General features: G+C 46.7%; 13 protein-coding genes. 1 reads left to right on the top strand and 12 read right to left on the bottom strand.

All coding sequences use genetic code 11. The features are described from left to right. Positions 1 to 82: 82 nt before the first annotated feature. The 11 genes from SHEWANA3_RS15335 to SHEWANA3_RS15290 form a co-directional block, all read right to left on the bottom strand. Positions 83 to 2248, bottom strand: a complete 2166-nt coding sequence (locus tag SHEWANA3_RS15335) for an AAA family ATPase (protein WP_011717781.1) — start codon at positions 2246 to 2248, stop codon at positions 83 to 85. Further along, entirely contained in the window at positions 2245 to 2682 is a 438-nt protein-coding gene (locus SHEWANA3_RS15330) for a VPA1267 family protein (RefSeq protein ID WP_011717780.1), read from the bottom strand. Before SHEWANA3_RS15330 ends, SHEWANA3_RS15335 begins: the two co-directional genes overlap by 4 nt. Further along, positions 2682 to 3359: a gamma-mobile-trio protein GmtX gene (gmtX, locus tag SHEWANA3_RS15325; protein ID WP_011717779.1), complete on the bottom strand. Its 678-nt coding sequence runs from the start codon at positions 3357 to 3359 to the stop codon at positions 2682 to 2684. Before gmtX ends, SHEWANA3_RS15330 begins: the two co-directional genes overlap by 1 nt. Continuing rightward, positions 3359 to 6028, bottom strand: coding sequence for an integrase family protein (locus SHEWANA3_RS15320; RefSeq protein WP_011717778.1), 2670 nt, complete (start codon positions 6026 to 6028; stop codon positions 3359 to 3361). Before SHEWANA3_RS15320 ends, gmtX begins: the two co-directional genes overlap by 1 nt. Beyond that, a complete protein-coding gene (gmtY, locus tag SHEWANA3_RS15315; protein WP_041412702.1) occupies positions 6028 to 7485 on the bottom strand; it encodes a gamma-mobile-trio recombinase GmtY in 1458 nt (485 codons plus the stop codon). Before gmtY ends, SHEWANA3_RS15320 begins: the two co-directional genes overlap by 1 nt. A 218-nt stretch (positions 7486 to 7703) precedes the next feature. After that, on the bottom strand, positions 7704 to 8114 hold the full coding sequence (locus tag SHEWANA3_RS15310) for an ion channel (RefSeq protein ID WP_011717776.1): 411 nt from the start codon (positions 8112 to 8114) through the stop codon (positions 7704 to 7706). Between the two features lies 1 nt (position 8115). Further along, on the bottom strand, positions 8116 to 9141 hold the full coding sequence (locus SHEWANA3_RS15305) for a DUF2955 domain-containing protein (protein ID WP_041412701.1): 1026 nt from the start codon (positions 9139 to 9141) through the stop codon (positions 8116 to 8118). A gap of 8 nt (positions 9142 to 9149) precedes the next feature. Beyond that, positions 9150 to 10244, bottom strand: a complete 1095-nt coding sequence (locus tag SHEWANA3_RS15300) for an HlyD family secretion protein (protein WP_011717774.1) — start codon at positions 10242 to 10244, stop codon at positions 9150 to 9152. Continuing rightward, positions 10237 to 10728 carry a TolC family protein gene (locus tag SHEWANA3_RS23810; RefSeq protein ID WP_244096570.1) on the bottom strand — a complete coding sequence of 164 codons (492 nt, stop codon included), beginning with the start codon at positions 10726 to 10728 and terminating at the stop codon, positions 10237 to 10239. The genes SHEWANA3_RS15300 and SHEWANA3_RS23810 overlap by 8 nt, the downstream gene beginning before the upstream one ends. After that, entirely contained in the window at positions 10709 to 11803 is a 1095-nt protein-coding gene (locus tag SHEWANA3_RS15295; protein WP_244096569.1) for an efflux transporter outer membrane subunit, read from the bottom strand. The genes SHEWANA3_RS23810 and SHEWANA3_RS15295 overlap by 20 nt, the downstream gene beginning before the upstream one ends. Further along, complete coding sequence (locus SHEWANA3_RS15290; RefSeq protein ID WP_011717773.1) at positions 11793 to 12902, bottom strand: AI-2E family transporter; 1110 nt, start codon at positions 12900 to 12902, stop codon at positions 11793 to 11795. Before SHEWANA3_RS15290 ends, SHEWANA3_RS15295 begins: the two co-directional genes overlap by 11 nt. An 864-nt stretch (positions 12903 to 13766) precedes the next feature. Between SHEWANA3_RS15290 and SHEWANA3_RS15285 the strand changes: the two genes are divergently transcribed. Continuing rightward, the gene (locus SHEWANA3_RS15285; protein WP_011717772.1) at positions 13767 to 15344 is read left to right on the top strand and encodes a hypothetical protein; all 1578 of its coding nucleotides are present in this window, start codon (positions 13767 to 13769) and stop codon (positions 15342 to 15344) included. Between the two features lie 468 nt (positions 15345 to 15812). Here the strand turns inward: SHEWANA3_RS15285 and SHEWANA3_RS15280 are convergent, their stop codons facing one another. After that, positions 15813 to 16382 carry an LUD domain-containing protein gene (locus tag SHEWANA3_RS15280; RefSeq protein WP_011717771.1) on the bottom strand — a complete coding sequence of 190 codons (570 nt, stop codon included), beginning with the start codon at positions 16380 to 16382 and terminating at the stop codon, positions 15813 to 15815. Between the last annotated feature and the right edge of the window lies 1 nt (position 16383).

The following is a 16383-nucleotide window of genomic DNA, read 5'->3' as shown; positions in this document are numbered from 1 at the left end:
ATACTGATGCTGAAGTGAGCTAAATGCCACTTTGCTAACGAGGAATGGGGCACTAAACGAGTTTGATGTACAGGGTTAATAGCTAACTCAACAGTTCTTTCAGATAGCTATTCCGCTTATGAGAGTGACTAGGTGCCTCGGTGATCTGCTTCATGTCATCACTACTACCAACGATATGGATTTCACTTTCAGCTCTCGTGATTGCCGTATAGAACCATGCTCTATCAACTATTCTTCCGTTTTGCAGAGCGATGATGATGCGTGGAAACTGTGACCCTTGAGCTTTATGTAGGGTGATTGCGTAACCCAACTCCATGCAGTCGAGAACGGATTGTGTTATCTCGACCTTTTCACCTGTATCTAGCGTCACTTCACCGTAACTATCACCAGAAGGTTTGGCGTTGGTTAGCATACCAAGTGAGCCGTTCTGAATGCCTTTGTCATAATGGTTCTGCGTGAATAACACCGCATCATTCATGCGAAGTGGCAAAAAGAACTTATCACCATTGATTTCGAACTCAAGGCTAGTGCTATCTGGGTTAACGGCTTGTTGGGTAAGTTTATTGATTTCTGATACGAGTGCCTTGGTTGGAGCCATGACGCGACTGTTTTCAGGACACTGTTGGTAAAGCTCACAACAGACTTTGGCAATGTCTGTTTTACTGGTTTCGTGAAAGTGTATTGCTCCCGTACTTAATCGATCAGGCATCACACCTTGATTGATGAGCTTTGAGTATTCGGGGATACCCGTTGAACCTTCCTGTCTCTTGACGATATCTAACATCGTATTAGCCACCGTTTTTGCTTCAACGATGTCTGCCAACACCTTGCCGCAGCCGATTGGTGGAAGTTGGTCGGGGTCGCCAGTGAATATTAATCGTACAGAGGGGTGAATGTGATTCACAAGACGATACATGGTTGGCAAGTCAATCATGCTTGCCTCATCAATCACCAGTAGGTGATTTGTTTTCTCGACACAGGGTTCTATGGGGGCTTCACGCAGCAATTTGGCAATGGTTGAGGTAACAAAACCGATGGACTCATGAAGTCTCATTGCAGCACGACCGCTGAGCGCAACGGCGTGTATTTCAAATCCAAGTTGATGATATGCCCTGAGAGCCGTTCTGAGTACCGTTGTCTTGCCTGTTCCTGCACCGCCCGTAATACAGCTTACCGAATTATCCAGACACGTTGTGACGGCTTCGATTTGTTTAGGAGTTAATTCGTAGGGAAGCTCCGCAACCGCAGAGCAATACGCAGCATTGGCGTTTTCATCAAACAAGTCATTTCGCTTAATCAGTGTATTTAGCCGTTTGGCAACGACACTTTCCATCAGAAGTTGCGCCGTTGGATGGTAGGCTCCTGTGTCGGGATTTAAAATATACTGAGCTTTATCATGACCTGATTTGAATGCCTGAGTGACCAGTGTTTTGTCTTTCAGTAGATTGTTGAGGTAAGGGCGCACATTGGCATGAGTGGTATAGGTGTGACCTTTTTCAATCTCCTTGCGAATCGCCATTTCCAGAGCAGCGCTGAGCCTTCTTGGGTCATCCTTCGCAACATAGCTCTTAAAATCCGTTACCTTGATAATATCTTCAATGGCACTGAACGAAAGACCAAAGCCCATCAAAGCATAAGGATTATCCTTAATTACCTCTATGGAGGCTTCACCGTGATGCTTGAGCAGCCGTTGCTGCACACTGGCGGGGATGTTGTGCTCGCTCATCCAGTTGCAATGTGCCAGGTTTTTATATTTGGCGTACCCCTTAAAGAGCGCTTCCACTGAATCTTCACTCAGAATCGATGTCAGACGCTTTCTGGACTCTGGGGTGTCATTTTTCAGTGTGGCATGGAAGTCTTTACCCAAGAGCTGCCAGAGCGCCCTGGCTTTGCTTTCACCAATACCCTTGAAGTCACTTTCTCTGGCGATAAAGCGTATCAGTTGCTCACCTGTTTCGGGTAAAGTGCATTCAATATGCTTGGGTGATTCATAAGTGTGCTGCTGCATTACATAATCACCCATCTCCACACTTTCTATCTGGCGAGCACCTTTGACTGACCAATGCTGACCCAGCGTTGGAAGCACTGGGATGCTATCGGGGTCGGCTTTGATGGTGACGAAATACTTCCCACTATTGGTTTTGTAAGAGTCTTTGGCCAGCGGCACACCGCTGAATATCACCATCTTGGTCGAGCGATAGGGAATACTGGTTACACGCATTTGGTCTTCATGCAAAGCGGTATTCATCGTGGCATCAACCCCATTTCGGATAAGGTTTCGGATAGCTCACCAAAGCGCTCAAGTCGCTTTTCAAGCTCCTTAACCTTGGCTTTCAATTCAATATTCTCAGCCTCTAACGAAGAAACCCGCTTTGAATCGAGCAGCTTACGATTCGCTGTATTATCGTAAGCTTTGGGCTTGTCTGCATGTTTCTTGGCCGCATCGGTTAACGGTGGCAGTACGCCTTTACCGCGCAGCTCATCTTCTAAGGTTTTGAGTGCTTTCTTAAGGGCAGGATTTTGGTTTAACGCCGATTTGCCACAACCAATCCCCTTTGCCACTTCGATACGATTAAGCTGACCTCGGAACACTAGTTGTTTAAAATCATCGTCCGTCTGTGTGGCTTTCCAGACCTCAAATGCCTCAAGGTTTTGTTGCGCTTTCTGCTGCCCACTTGCCATTAGTCATCTACCTCACCCAAGAGCTTGCGAAGTCCTGTGACAAAGCCCCTAGGGAATACTTCGCTGTTGTATTCCATGTCTTTTACCTGACCAGCCTGAGTAGTTTGCCAGGCGTTCTTTTCCATACATTCATCAGAAATGGCATACGCTAAGGCTTTTTTCTCTGATTCGGTGAGTACGCCTGATAGGGATGGCAGCACTTCCACGCTTGGTTCTGCGGTGGTGTCAAACTGGCGCACAGGGCGTTTGTCGATGGTAATATTAGCGTGTTGCTTGAGTAAATTGACCTCTTTGCGGTAGCGGTTGCGCTCGGCAATAATTTGACCAAACAAGGCGCGTACCGCAGGGTCTGGGATGCGCTCTAATAGCTTGTTATCCACAGGGATGGATTTAGACCGTGAGGTGTTAGATAGCGGTTTTTTGGTACTGGTATTGTACTTTGCCGCCCACGCTTCGATGAGTGTTCTGTAGTGCTTGTTACGGGTAGCACGCAAAGCCTCATACGCCAACCCGCCATTTTCGGCAGACACCCGTCCAATCTGGGTAATGGAGAAGTCGCGCTGACCTGATCCCGCATAGGCTTTCAGCGTGTCGTTGAGCTTATCGAGGTTTTGCTGCGTGCGAGGTACTTTGCCATCTTTTAAGTCAGCCAGAATGACATCAATATCAAGTTCCATTAGTCCTCCAATAAGTTCGGTAGTGCTATGCCATCTAGATTAATGACTTTATCAGTCAGTGCATGAATGCCCTGAGAGAACAGATTGTTATCAGTCAGGTATTCACCCGCTTCGATGTAGCTCGCCACTTTGCGGAAGCCTTCGAGCTTGTCGTCAGGGTCAGCGATTTTTGCCATATGACGCAGCATGGCATTGGCAGCGATAAGCTGTTGTTTGTCGTCCATTTCCATGAAAATCGGCTCAAAGCCTTTTTTCATCAATACACGGCTAAGTTGCATTGAACGCTTTTGGATAACAGGGGTTTTACGCAGTTCGTCCTGCAAATCAGGGTAGAATTCAGCGTCATCACAAAGTAGTGATAGATGCAGCAACTCTGAGTTGGTTTCGATAAACTTCAAGGCATGACTGACATCTTGCTCAGTGCCAACCGCAATCAGTTTATCTTTGGTATCACCTTCCTTTCTGGCTTCTTCGACACGCATGATTTTATAAATAAGCTCAAAACACGCAATCCAGTCTTTGGTGTATTCATCGGCTTCTACTTGCTGTTTTTCATAGCGGCGCTGTAGGGCTTGCAACTTATCGTGCTTAATAAACGGCTTGCCTTGCTCTTCACAAAAGAATTGTTCGTCTTTGAGGGCTTCCAATTCCCCCTCAATCTCAACAGATAGGTTGGCGACTTGATGTGCTTTGTAGCTCAGTTGATTGAAGTGGGCATTGAGTGGCTTAAGGTAATAAGCTTCGGTAATAAACCAACGGCAGCGAATACAATTTTCAGGGCCGTGGGGTACGCTGGCATAAAGGCGATTTGCGGCGACTTTTGAATCTTTAATCAGCTCACCACCGTTCCAGCAACCACCAAGGGTGCTGACTTCATCCGATTTCACAGTGTTACCGCCTACCAGACACATCCCACAGGAGCGCTCTTCCCAGCCAATCGGGTTGCGGTTAACCAACGCCGCCTGAATGCTGTCATCACTGTGATACACCATCTTGCATTGGATTTGCTCCATTGAGGCATCTTTAAGGAAGTTGCGTACCGATTGTTTGGATTTAGCATCCAGCTCACCATGTGCTTCATCCATCTTTTCTGCCATCACTGACGGGGTAATTTTGTTGTAGTAGATGGTCATCAACAGGCGCGTATGTCCTGCCAATAGCTTAGAAATCACAGGCAATGGCAATTGCGTATCCATCGTATACGCCGTGATGAGTGAGACACGCAAACTGTGTAATGGAAAGAGTGTGGCAACCTTATTCCATTCTGGCGTACCCTCTGGGTAGTCCACAACCAGTTTCAAGCGCTCGCCGTTATCCAGTGTATTGCCTTGCTCTGCGAGTTGGTTTTCCAGCGTCAATAGGAGTTGATACCAAAAAGAATCTGTTGCGTTGTAATTAATTGGCTTGAATTTATCCTCCCCCTTTGCTGACGCATCGCGAAACAGAAATGCAATTTCCCCCATGCTTTCTAGTTGCTTTTCAGACTTTTTCTTACGAGTGTGCTTTATTAGCAGCGTAGTGCAGTCGGTTGGTTTAGAAATTGGATTGTATTTTTCTTGCCAGTTGCGCAGTTTTTCCAGCCAGTACAGCACTTCCTCGTTTTGCCAAGGAATGATGTAACCACGCTCTAGTTCGTCTTTGTTCTGGTCGGCGGTTTTGTTGGTGTTGATATACAAGCCTGTGGAATGTAATCCTGTCATGGTGTCGTGAATGCGTCGGAACATGCCTTTCCCGAACGGGCGTTTTTCGCTACCAAGTGCAAAATCATGCTGAGTGTTTACTACCCACTGACCGTTTTCATAGCGCCATGTATCCGCTTCACCGCTGTCTAGCATACGCACCTGATAGGTACGCAGTGGTAGGTGGAGCTTCATGAAAATCACCATCGCTTTGACGGGCGACCAGATTTGATGAACGGTGATTTTATTACCTTTGCGAGTCACTTCGTTGGTGCGCCACACGCAGTCAGGGTCGGTTTTATCAATCCGCTCAGGTTCCACTTCAAACCAGTCACCATCACCACCTCTTTCTCCTTGTCCTGATTGTCGTTGCGCCCATGTCCAGTGCTTGAAGTGGCGGTAGTGATAAGCAGGAAGTAGTTGTTCATCTTCCTTGAGATTTTGCTCAATGACGGTTAATTCGGTTTTATCAGGCAACGGACAGAGAATTTGGCGCAAGTCCTGAATATAGCGATACGGCAGAGGGTTACGAACGGTTTCAGTCGTAGAACCTTGCACTTTGATTTTATTAAGCGGGTTTTGAACCAGTGGCACAAAATTGCCATTGTCATCTTCTTCTGAGAACACTTTTTCAATAACAAAGTCGATGAAGTCACATGGATAATTTACGCCTTTTTGGATGATAGTAGCTGTATTCTGTGTCTTCTTTACCACAGTCTCCAACTGTTCACTAGAGCATCGATGACCGTTATAACCCTGAAAGAACAGGTCAATATTGCTGATGGCATAGGGTGCACATTCAACAAGGTAGGATTCGAAGAAGCGAGCCATAGCTTGTTGTTTATGGTCAATACCAGTGGTTTGTTCTGCCATCCACTCAGCCGCCAGTTCCTGCCATTGCTGCCACTCCGCACCGAGCGTGGTGAGCATCCAAGAGAAGGTTAAATCCGATGTGCGTCCGTCCGCTTTTTTACCTTTAGTTCGCCCCATTATTTGCCTCTCAATTTTGGATGCTTGCCTGTGAAGTAACCCTGTGGGTCGATGTCATCAAAACCATGCCCAACCAGTGCTTTCCAGTCGAGTGCTTTGACTTTGGATTCAGGATTTGCCAGTTGCAGTGTGGCTTGGGTGAGTTCGTCAGAGATTTCCTGCTGACCTTTACCTGTGTAGGGGATTTGTGAATCTAAGGACTTATGGTGCATACAGCGTCGAATCACCAACGGGTTCAACCCTGAACGTTCTAATCGTCTACCGTAATTATGACGATGCCCGTGAGGGTCTTTACCTTCTGCCTTGCTTGGCTCCAAACCGATACGCTTCAAGCCGTTGGCGTAGTTATCATGGAAAGCGTTGATGGTGTAAGGGTTGCCGAAGGCACTGTGATGAAAAGAAATAAACGCATAAGGGTGGTGACAGTCGATGCTGGCACGGTACTTTTGATAGTTTTTCCAAAGTGACATAAACACTTTGCCGTAGTCGGTTGGGAACCACTGAACTTGTATGTAGTTATCTTTATGGTCAACCACACGGTTCTTCCAACCGAGATGTGCGGTGCCTTTCATGCGCTGGCGTGGGATACGCGCATACTTTTCTTTTAAGTATGTTTCTCTATTTTGATTTTTAGAACGAACTTCAGGGTCATTTGGCGCTTTGCCATCGACTTCATTGTAAATTCGAACGATTGCACTATCTGGGTTATAGGGATCTTCAAACACATCTGTCACCCAAAGGGTTAAAGCCTCGCTTTCGCGGAGCCCGCCACCGTGCATGAGCAGGAGTATTAATTTGTCCCTGAGTGCCACTCGTGGATCGCTTGCGCCACCAATACCGTTCAAATAAAAATCTTCCCAATGCTTTTCAGGAAAGGCGATAGCGTCATCTTCGGTTTTGGTGAGAGGTGTGCGTCCCTTAATGGTTCGCGCTTTACGGATGGTTTTATTGACGGTCTTATCTTCGATATGACCAAGGAAATCGTTTTGGTTTTTGCGATACCATGCAGCGTAATTCAGTCGCTGCTCATGCGGGGTTGCATCACGCAAGGGATTCATGGACGCAGTGCCGTGCTTGTTTGCCAACCAATCTGTGAATGCCGTCAATCGATGAATATGCTTATTCACGTTACTGGTTGAACTTGGCACCCAATATAAACCTGATGGGTCAAGTCCATCTTCACCAATCGTTCCTGTATACAACCGCTTAGAAAAGGTCTGGAAGAGCAACTTCGGATCGTCAAACAATCCTCTATTTGCTTCCATATAATCCAGCAACAAGGACACCGCTTGAAGAAATCCATTCATGACGGAGTTACTCACACCGTCCGCCTCTAGCTTGAGTAGGTAGTCCGTGACCGTACTTAACTCTCCTTGCTCAGTTAGTAAGATAGGCAGTTGGCTTTTGATGCCCGCATTGTCCTCTACAATCGTCGCTCTGACTTTTACTGATGACAAACTAACCTTCCGCGTACACATTAAACATATAATACACTATAGTCCTAACTGGAATCTCAGTCAATAAAAAGGCAGATTCTTCTGCCTTAATACACAATATACACCTTTTAAGTTACTATATATAATAACTGAGGCGGCTTTTTTGTAGGTGTGTTGGGTCATCATTCCACCGGATCTTGGGATCACTATAGACAGCGCTTACATTGAGGCTTTATCGGTCATTTTTTCTTCACATATTGCTGTAGCACAGCCAACATGGATGCGCCCGATAAGCCGATCATCAGGGCGCCATTTACCGCTTCGATTGGGCCTAATAATTTCCATTTTTCACTCATCACAATATCGCCATAGCCTAAGGTCGCGAAGTTGACCCCAGAATGATAAATCGCATCATGCAGGTTATTGAACTCGCCGAGGAAGAGAAACAAGCTGCCCCAAGCGACGATTTGTAAAAGGTTACCCAGCATTACTATGCTGGTGATACCGAAGAGTCCTAATACCCCTGCGACTAAACTATCGTGGTCTAGTAGCCGTTTATTGTAGAAACGGATGCACCACATAGTGGCAAGAGATTGCAGTAACATATTGATTAATATGATAGGTAAGCCAACCACTAATGCTGATAACATTCTATTCTCCTACGGGGGCTTCTGATGCTGGGCGGCCTGCTGGCCATTTCTGCTCCAGTGCGATAAAACATAGCCAACCATAACCAGCGACCAATAAATAGAGGCTGCAACGCATGGCGGCCGCTAACCATACATCTTTACCATTCGCACTGTCGGCAATGGCGGGGCCAAATAAGATGAGGGCGGTGATCCAACTATTGCTCCAAAAGGAAGGGGGAAACCCGGTTGGCACTAACTGAATAAGCCGGCGAGTCAGCCACATGGTCATCAGTCCCAGCATCAGCACTAACATCAATAACGAAGGCCAAATACTAAGCCCCATCCACAGGGCGAATGCCAACAAGGCGCCCATTAAGGTAGAAAGCACTAGCTCTCTGCCTGCTTGTTTGGCGTTTAGCAGAGTACTTTGCTGCGCTAACATCACTGTCTTCATCACGGCGGGAATATAAAAGGCCGGATCGCTTAGCGCCAGCAGCCATACTGGGATCACTATGATGGTGGCGCGTAGGGCCAGCCGTTTGGGATGTTCAGGGGGCAATAGGATAGGTTTTTCTGCTGCGGTCACGGGGGCGGGCGGAAACAAGGCATGGGCGATGCCATTCACTAACGTGCCAATCAATACCCCGATGGCGATGAGCTGTGCAATGGCGAGCGCCACGGCTTGTTCTATTAAGCCTGCAATCGGAATGAGGGTAATCGCCATCGTCAGCAACATGGCCAGTACGCCTTTACCTGTGACCGAAATAAGCATTAAAAAGTACAGCAGTAATGCCACTAACAGCACCGCGGCTAAGGTGTAATAACTCAATAAGGGGACTAACAAGACGCCCGCAGTCATGATAAGCGACAAGAGTACACCGCCAATAAGGCCTTTTTTTAAGCTCAGCGCCTCGCCGGGCATGCATAGAATGACCCATGCCATGATGCAACCAAGGTGGGGCATGGGCAGGGCTAGACCAAAACACACAAACGCCGCTAATGAGATGCCAAGGCTAATTCTGAGTACTGTACTGTCTGCGTGGTGCATATCAGGCCTCAATACAGATAGGAGAAGAGGCTCATTACCCGAATATACAGTGCACCGAGCGGGTTCATCAGGCCATGTTCTTCGGTATAAACCAAGATGTCGGCTTGGCCTCCCACACGCAAGTTAGCTGCAGGGGGCATATCGTCCGCTGAGAACGACACTTTAACGGGGAAGCGTTGTGCTTGGCGCAGCCAATCGCGGCTATTACTGACAGTCGGCAGTGAACCAACGGCCTGTTTTTTACCATCATCCACACCATAGCCAATACTGCGTATTTGGCCGCTAAATAACTGTCCAGGCATGCTGTCGAGCAGGATAGAGACTCTGTTTCCCACTTTAATATTGCCGAGATTGTTTTCGGTCAGATCCGCCGAAATCCACACATCGTGGATAGCAATCAGAGTCATTGCGGGGGCGCCCGCGTTAATAAACTGCCCCACATCGGTATTTAAGTCGGTGATCACTCCACGGCTTGGAGCGACGACATGGGTATTTTGTCTATCGCGCTCGGCTTTATTCACCGCCGAACGAGCACTTAATAGTTGTGAGTTGTTTTCACCATTCACCCCTGCGGCCTCAATGGCGCGCCTAACATCGGCTTCGGCGGCTGTGACTTGGCTGCTGGCAGTTTCTCGCGATGCTTGTGCGATTTCGAGTCGGCGTACTGAAATAGCCCCCGGGTCTTGGCGATAGAGACGTTCTTGCCGCTCGGCATCTTTCACTGAATTATTGTAAGACGCACGCATGGCTTGTAATTTCGCTTCCGCCGCCTTAACGCCTTCATTATTGGCTTTAACGCTATTTAGCACTGTTTCATAGTCAGACTTGGCTTTGGCAAGGGCAATATCATAGGGCTCAGGATCGATATCGAATAAGGGAGCGCCCTCGGCGACATCTTGGTTATCCTGCACATAGACTTTCAAAATCTGCCCCGTGACTTCGGTAGCAATCGGCACCACAAAGGCTTGGACCCTTGCCTGTGAGCTATAGGGGGTCATTCTGTCGGCCACAAGGTACCAAAGCAGTAATATTACTATGAGTGCCAGAAGGCCAAGGGTGGCATATTTACTCGCCTTTCCCGGAGTCGCGGTACTGTCAGTCATTCACAATTCCCTTTTGAATAGTCGATGTAGGCTGGGCATTAGGTTGAGAACCCGTTTGGGGCTGATTTGCATCGAACAATGGGTTATCGAGATAGGGCACCCATTCATCACGCGTGCGAAGTTTTTGATCAACAGCGGGAGTCACTAACGGACGTTGCCGCCCAGGTTCCCACCCGCCACCAAGCGCTTTGTAGAGGGTGATGAGATTGCCAATATGGGCGCCGCGACTGTTAACGAGCCGTTCCTGTTGGCTAAAGAGGGCGCGCTGCGAATCGAGTACACGCTGAAAATCCGCCATACCTTCGCGGTATTGGGTGTTAGCAATTTCGAGTGAACGACTCGCCGCTTCACCTGTTTGCGTCAGCAAGGTTATTTCGGTTGCGCTGTTGGCATAAGCGATGGCGGCATCATCGACTTCCCGCGCGGCCTTAAAAACGGTTTCACGATAGCGTTCGTGTAACTGCTCAAAGCGTGCGTCTTCCACTAAGATTTGGTTGGTAATCTACCGCTGTCGAGGATATTCCAACTGATGGATGGCCCAGCCCCCAAGAGAAAATGCTATGGCCGCTGCCCGTTGCACTTATCCCTAGCGTGCCAGCTAAGGTGATGGATGGATACAGATCGCTCTCGGCAATGCCAATCAGCCCCGATTGGGCGGCAAGTTGACGCTCGGCGGTTCTGACATCGGGGCGGCGACGTAATAAATCGGCTGGCATTTCAGCAACTAAGGCCAATTGCCCTTGGGGGAGTACGCCCGTATTGCTCGCCATTTCGGGTAATGCTCCAGGCGCCCTTGCCAGCAGAGTGCTGAGTGCATTTTGGCTTTGGCGCAGATTCGTTTCTAGCTGAGGAATGGTCGAGAGCGTGCTGAGATACTGAGTCTTGGCCTGCTGCACATCCAACTCGGCGGTATTACCGCTGTGAAACTGGTGCTGAGTGATTTCTAAGCTCCGCTTTTGGATCTGCGCATTCTCATGGGCAATTTGCAGCCGCGCCTCTAAGGTGCGAATGCTCACATACAGCTGTGCCACTTGCGCAATCATCAACACTTGCACATCGTCATATTGGGCGATAGTGGCAAAGTAGTTGGCATCGGCAGACTCGATACTGCGTTGAAATTTGCCCCAAAAATCCAGTTCCCAACCCAGATTAAATGCCGCGCCATAACTGCTACCTGAGGTGCTGTTACCGCTTTGGGTTTGGCCTGCGCCCAGCCATTGGGCCGTGGCTTGGGTTAACTGGGGATTTTTAAGGCTTTCAGCGATACCCAACTGGGCTTGCGCTTCGAGAATGCGCAGCCCAGCGATCCGCACATCGGGATTTTTCTGCAAGGCCTCGTCAATCAAGCTGCTTAGCACTGGGTCGTTCAGTTGCGACCACCATTGATGATAATCGCTGGCCGTTGTCGCACCGCTAAATAGGCGAGAGCTAGCGCTCTGCCAGCTTTGGACTTCTGGCACATCGGGCCGTTGATAATCAGGACCGAGCACAGTACAACCGCTGAGCAGAGCACATATCCCGCCTAACACGAGGCGGGGAACAAAGTGATCAATTGTCATCTTGCTCTCTCAATCCCTCTTCGAGACCTTCATCCACCCACATCATAAAGATGCGGTAGCCGATAGACAGTAGCGTGGCGCCAATAAACATCCCTAAAATACCGCTGGTGGCCATGCCGCCTAAGGCGCCGATGAGAACCACTGGCATGGGAGCATCGACTCCACGGCCGAGGAAAATAGGCTTGAGTACGTTGTCCACCGCACCCGCAAGGATCAGCAACACGGTATAGATGATACTGCCGACTGTGCCGTTATCGCCCGCCATCCAGATATAAGCAATCGCTGGAAGCGTCACTAATAGCGCGGGGATTTGGGCAATCCCTAATATCAAGACCAAGATAAAGAAGATACCCACCAAGGGGATACCCGCGAAGGTCATCACAATGCCGATTAATAAGGCTTGAATGAAGGCCACACCAATAACGCCTAAGGCGACAGCACGAATGGTTGAAGAGCAGATATTGACCAGTTTTGCGCCGCGCTCAGGACCAGCAATCCGAGTGGCAATACGAGCCGAACTTTGTGCACCGGCGTGGCCATAGGCCATCATGATGCCTGCGATAATGAAGGAAAACATACTCATCAACAGACTGGCACTGATGCTGGCTAACGCATGAATGACTTGCTTGGCAGCATCCCCCAAGTGCGGTTGTAAGCTTTTGACTAACGAGGGTAAATCGGTCGATGCTTTCAGCCAAAAGTCATAAATTTTAGCGCCAACAAAGGGAATATTGGCAATGCTTTCCTTTGGGGTTGGGACCTCAAGGGTATTCTGATTCACGCGCTCAACCAAGCTACCCATATTATCGGTCATGGAGCTAACCATCATAATGGTAGGTAAAACTAATATCATTAACCCTATTACAATCAACAAAGTAGCGGCTCGACCTTGCTTATCACTCAGCCGTTTAGCGATACGCTGGTGAAAGGGATAAATGACCACGGCTAAAATCACTGCCCAGAGCATGATATTTAAAAACGGGGAGAAGATGGTGTAGCAGAAGGACGCTAGCGCGAGGAGCATGCCAAACTTGATAAACATGTCCATAAATTTAGTGACGATTCGATTTTCAACCGCGATTAGTTCGTTGTTTTCCATTCCGTTGTTACCTCAACGAGTTATAAACCTATAACTTGAATCATCTGTATTGCTACAGAACGGCAGATCCCTGATGTTACTGTGTTGGTGAAGACGATTTAGTACTTTATAGCGACCCGCTAACCGTAACGCTATTCAAGGTGGCAGACTGATAAATCCCCTGTATTCAGTAGAGTGAGCCCTCATTCCAGCTCTCGATATTTTGGTAAGTTACATATTAGTTCATGTTTGTGAATTATTTGGTAAATTTCACCATTAAAGTGTGATGACCATCTAATAAAACGTTCAGTGAGTCAGCAGGTTGCAAGCCTGTCATAGATTCTTGATTGCTCATTTACGCTGCGGATGTATACAACATCTTGAAGCCAATACAGCCGTGATTGCCTCGCTAAGTGATAGGTTTAAGCGGAAAATACCTGCGTAAGAATGGTTGGAGTGCTGAAATGAGTTATCTAAAATAGTAATGGCTGAATAAGTTGGTGACTTGAGTCGTTTTAATTTAAGCAGAGTTTAAAATCTTTATCTAAGCGAACTATTTGCCTATGTTTGGCCTGACCAGAATTCGACTAACAATGTATGGTTAAACTGTCATATACAAATTTAAGTATTTTAGTATGATTTTAAGACAGAATTAGTGCGCACCAATTCCATTCGTAATTAATAAAATCCCATAAAATCAATTAACTATTGAGGCTGACTTTTAGTTTATAGCTTTGGAAAACGCGCATACGCGTTTTTGCAGATGGTGTATTTGGCTGAAAGCTGATAAGTTCTTTGCATACAGATAGTTAACCGTGCGCGTTTTCACTGCTCCAGCGATGTAAACGCGCACGAATAAAATGTTAGCACTACAAGGAGTTCAGCATGAGAGATTTAGGCCTAATGGGAGAGAGCACATTCAGTTTGTGGTGTGCCGAAGTAGGCTTAATTCCAAATGGCTCGCAGATTGATAAAACTGGGTGGGATTTTTTTGTAGAGTTTCCATTTAATTCTGATCTTTCTCCCTTGGAGATTCATAAGCCAGCTTTTGAATGTAAAGTTCAAGTTAAAGCAACAGATAAGAATGATAGAAAGTTATCCATTACCCTCTCAAATTTAAGACGTCTAATCACGGCTCAAATGCCAGCTTTTTTTGTTTTTATAGAATTTGACAAAAAAGAAGTGGCTCAAAGGGCGTATATGGTCCATGTAGACAACGAGCTGATATCAAAGGTTTTAAAGCGCCTTCATGAAATTGAGCAGAGCGATCAAGACAACAATTTCAATAAGCGAACAATGACAATTTACTATGATGATAGCAATCTGCTCGAAACGTCGAATGGTAATACTTTGAAGAACTGTTTTTTACGTTATATAGGAAATGATATCTCAGAATATATTTCAAATAAAAAAGCTCACCTAGAGTCTACTGGTTATGAAGACGGGTTTGCTCAATTAACTTTTACAACAGAGGGAGAAGAAAACTTAAAATCTCTAATAGATGTTTCTCTTGGTATTGAAGAAGTAGAAATTGCAAAATTTAGAGGCGTCGATGCTAGATTTGGTATATTAAGCAAAAACCCATTATTTAATTCAAATGGTGGAAAGCTAGCTATGCCAAACTTAAAGCCGACAGCAGAGGGTAAAATTAGGTTTAAAGAAGATAGGCTCTCTGTTGGGTTGTCATTCGAATGCAAGTTTTACATTTCACCATTTAATCAAATGCTTCCAGATTTTCTCAAGAAAATGAGAGTTGAAGGGGAGTTTTTTGATTTGAAATTCAACCTTTATACTGGCGCGGCTAGTTACTCATTTTCGTTTGGAGAAGGAATAAGGCTGGAAGTAAGTAAATTCAGAAATGCAGTTAAGTTACTAAACCTACTTAGTAAATCTGGGAAAAAAGTTGTAGCTGAACTGATTTTTGATGGTTTTCCAAAACTAGAATTTGGAGTTGGGTGTAATGATCAGCAGTTTGACTTCTCAAGCGAACTAAAAGCATTAGACAGTGCGGTAAAAATCTTGTCTTATTTTGAAGTTACTGATCTTGTTGATATTTCCTTTGATGAGGTCTCTCGTTATGAAACTCAGATATGCCAAATGGAAGGAATACTAACTTCATCCCCAAGTTTATTTAAAGTTGAGTTTGGGGTATATGGTGAGGGGTATGACCCTAATAAAGATACCGCCTGTATATTTTTGGTTACGACTCCAATCGGAAGCCATATATTCGGAATTATTCTGGTTCTGACTGGCAGTGTTGAAGAAATTGAAGGTGGAAGATATCGGTTGATTATAAAAGACGTAATCGTCGAGAAAAGAATAGTTTCGGAAAAAGATGAATCGATTTCTAATGATGATTTAGTCGCTGCTATAGAATCGATAGAAGAACAATATGACAATGATTTTTCGGTTGTCACCATGTTCGATAAAGGCGCTAACAAGGCCATTAAGTCGGATTCGTAATAGTTGGTTCGATTCCGCTTCGCTTCACACTTTAGTCAACAATTACTCACGGTCTATGGCGGCGTTAGTCCAGAGAAGTTTTTATCCGAAATTCTCCTGATAGTGCCGACGCCCAAATTCGGAAATGTCCCAAAGCATGCTGTGTATTTCTTTAAAACTTACAGACGACGCTGAGGCCAAGCAGGTTAGCCATGGTGATTAGCGAGACGACCGTCCGCCCCATGGACGGGGCGGTCGAGCATCCAAGGATGGACTTGAACAACATCCCTGTTTAACGGCCAGTTCGCCATCCATGGCTCTCGTTCATAAGCTTAGAAACCATAGGTTTCTATTCACCGTGTAGGTGAGTGAACACCATGGCAAGCCTGAGTTAGCGCATTAAATCCAACGCATTTTTGTCCCAAATCGTGCAATCCAATAAAAAGCCGCCCATTAAAGGCGGCTCTTAAAGGTTTAGCGCGCTAGCAATTAAACCAGATACACATTTAAGCTGCAGGCACCGTGGGCGCCGACGACTAAGGCTTGTTCGATATCGGCGGTTTTTGAGGGACCTGCGATAAACACACCAAACTCACCCGCATCTAAGGTAATGTCCTTGGCGGCTTGATGCATGTTGGGCACAATTTTAGTGCTAGGTAACGCTAAGATCAGGTTTTCACAGATAAAAGGCGTGACTCTGTGGCCTAAATTCTTATTATTCACCCAAATGGCACCATTTTCGGCAACGCCAACATCCCCAGGAATGACCGCATAATCGATATCCCTAAGTTCATGTGCCGTTGGCGGTACTTCACGGTTTGCCGTGACGCCCTCTACGAGGGAGATAACCTGTAAGCCTTGGGCGACAAGCTCATCCACTTTGGCTTGTAGTGCCACAAGACCGCCTTCGCGGTGCAGTGTGCCCGCCACGGTTTTAAGATTGGTTTCAAACTGGCCAACCAGATCTTCTACCCGCGGGGCGACATCGATGCTTGGCATAGGATGGTTTGTTAAAGCCGACAGTTTGAGCGCATTGAGAATTTCGTGCTTACTAGACATC

This window comes from Shewanella sp. ANA-3 (assembly GCF_000203935.1).
GTDB lineage: Bacteria > Pseudomonadota > Gammaproteobacteria > Enterobacterales > Shewanellaceae > Shewanella.
This window is presented reverse-complemented; position numbering and strand designations above follow the sequence as displayed.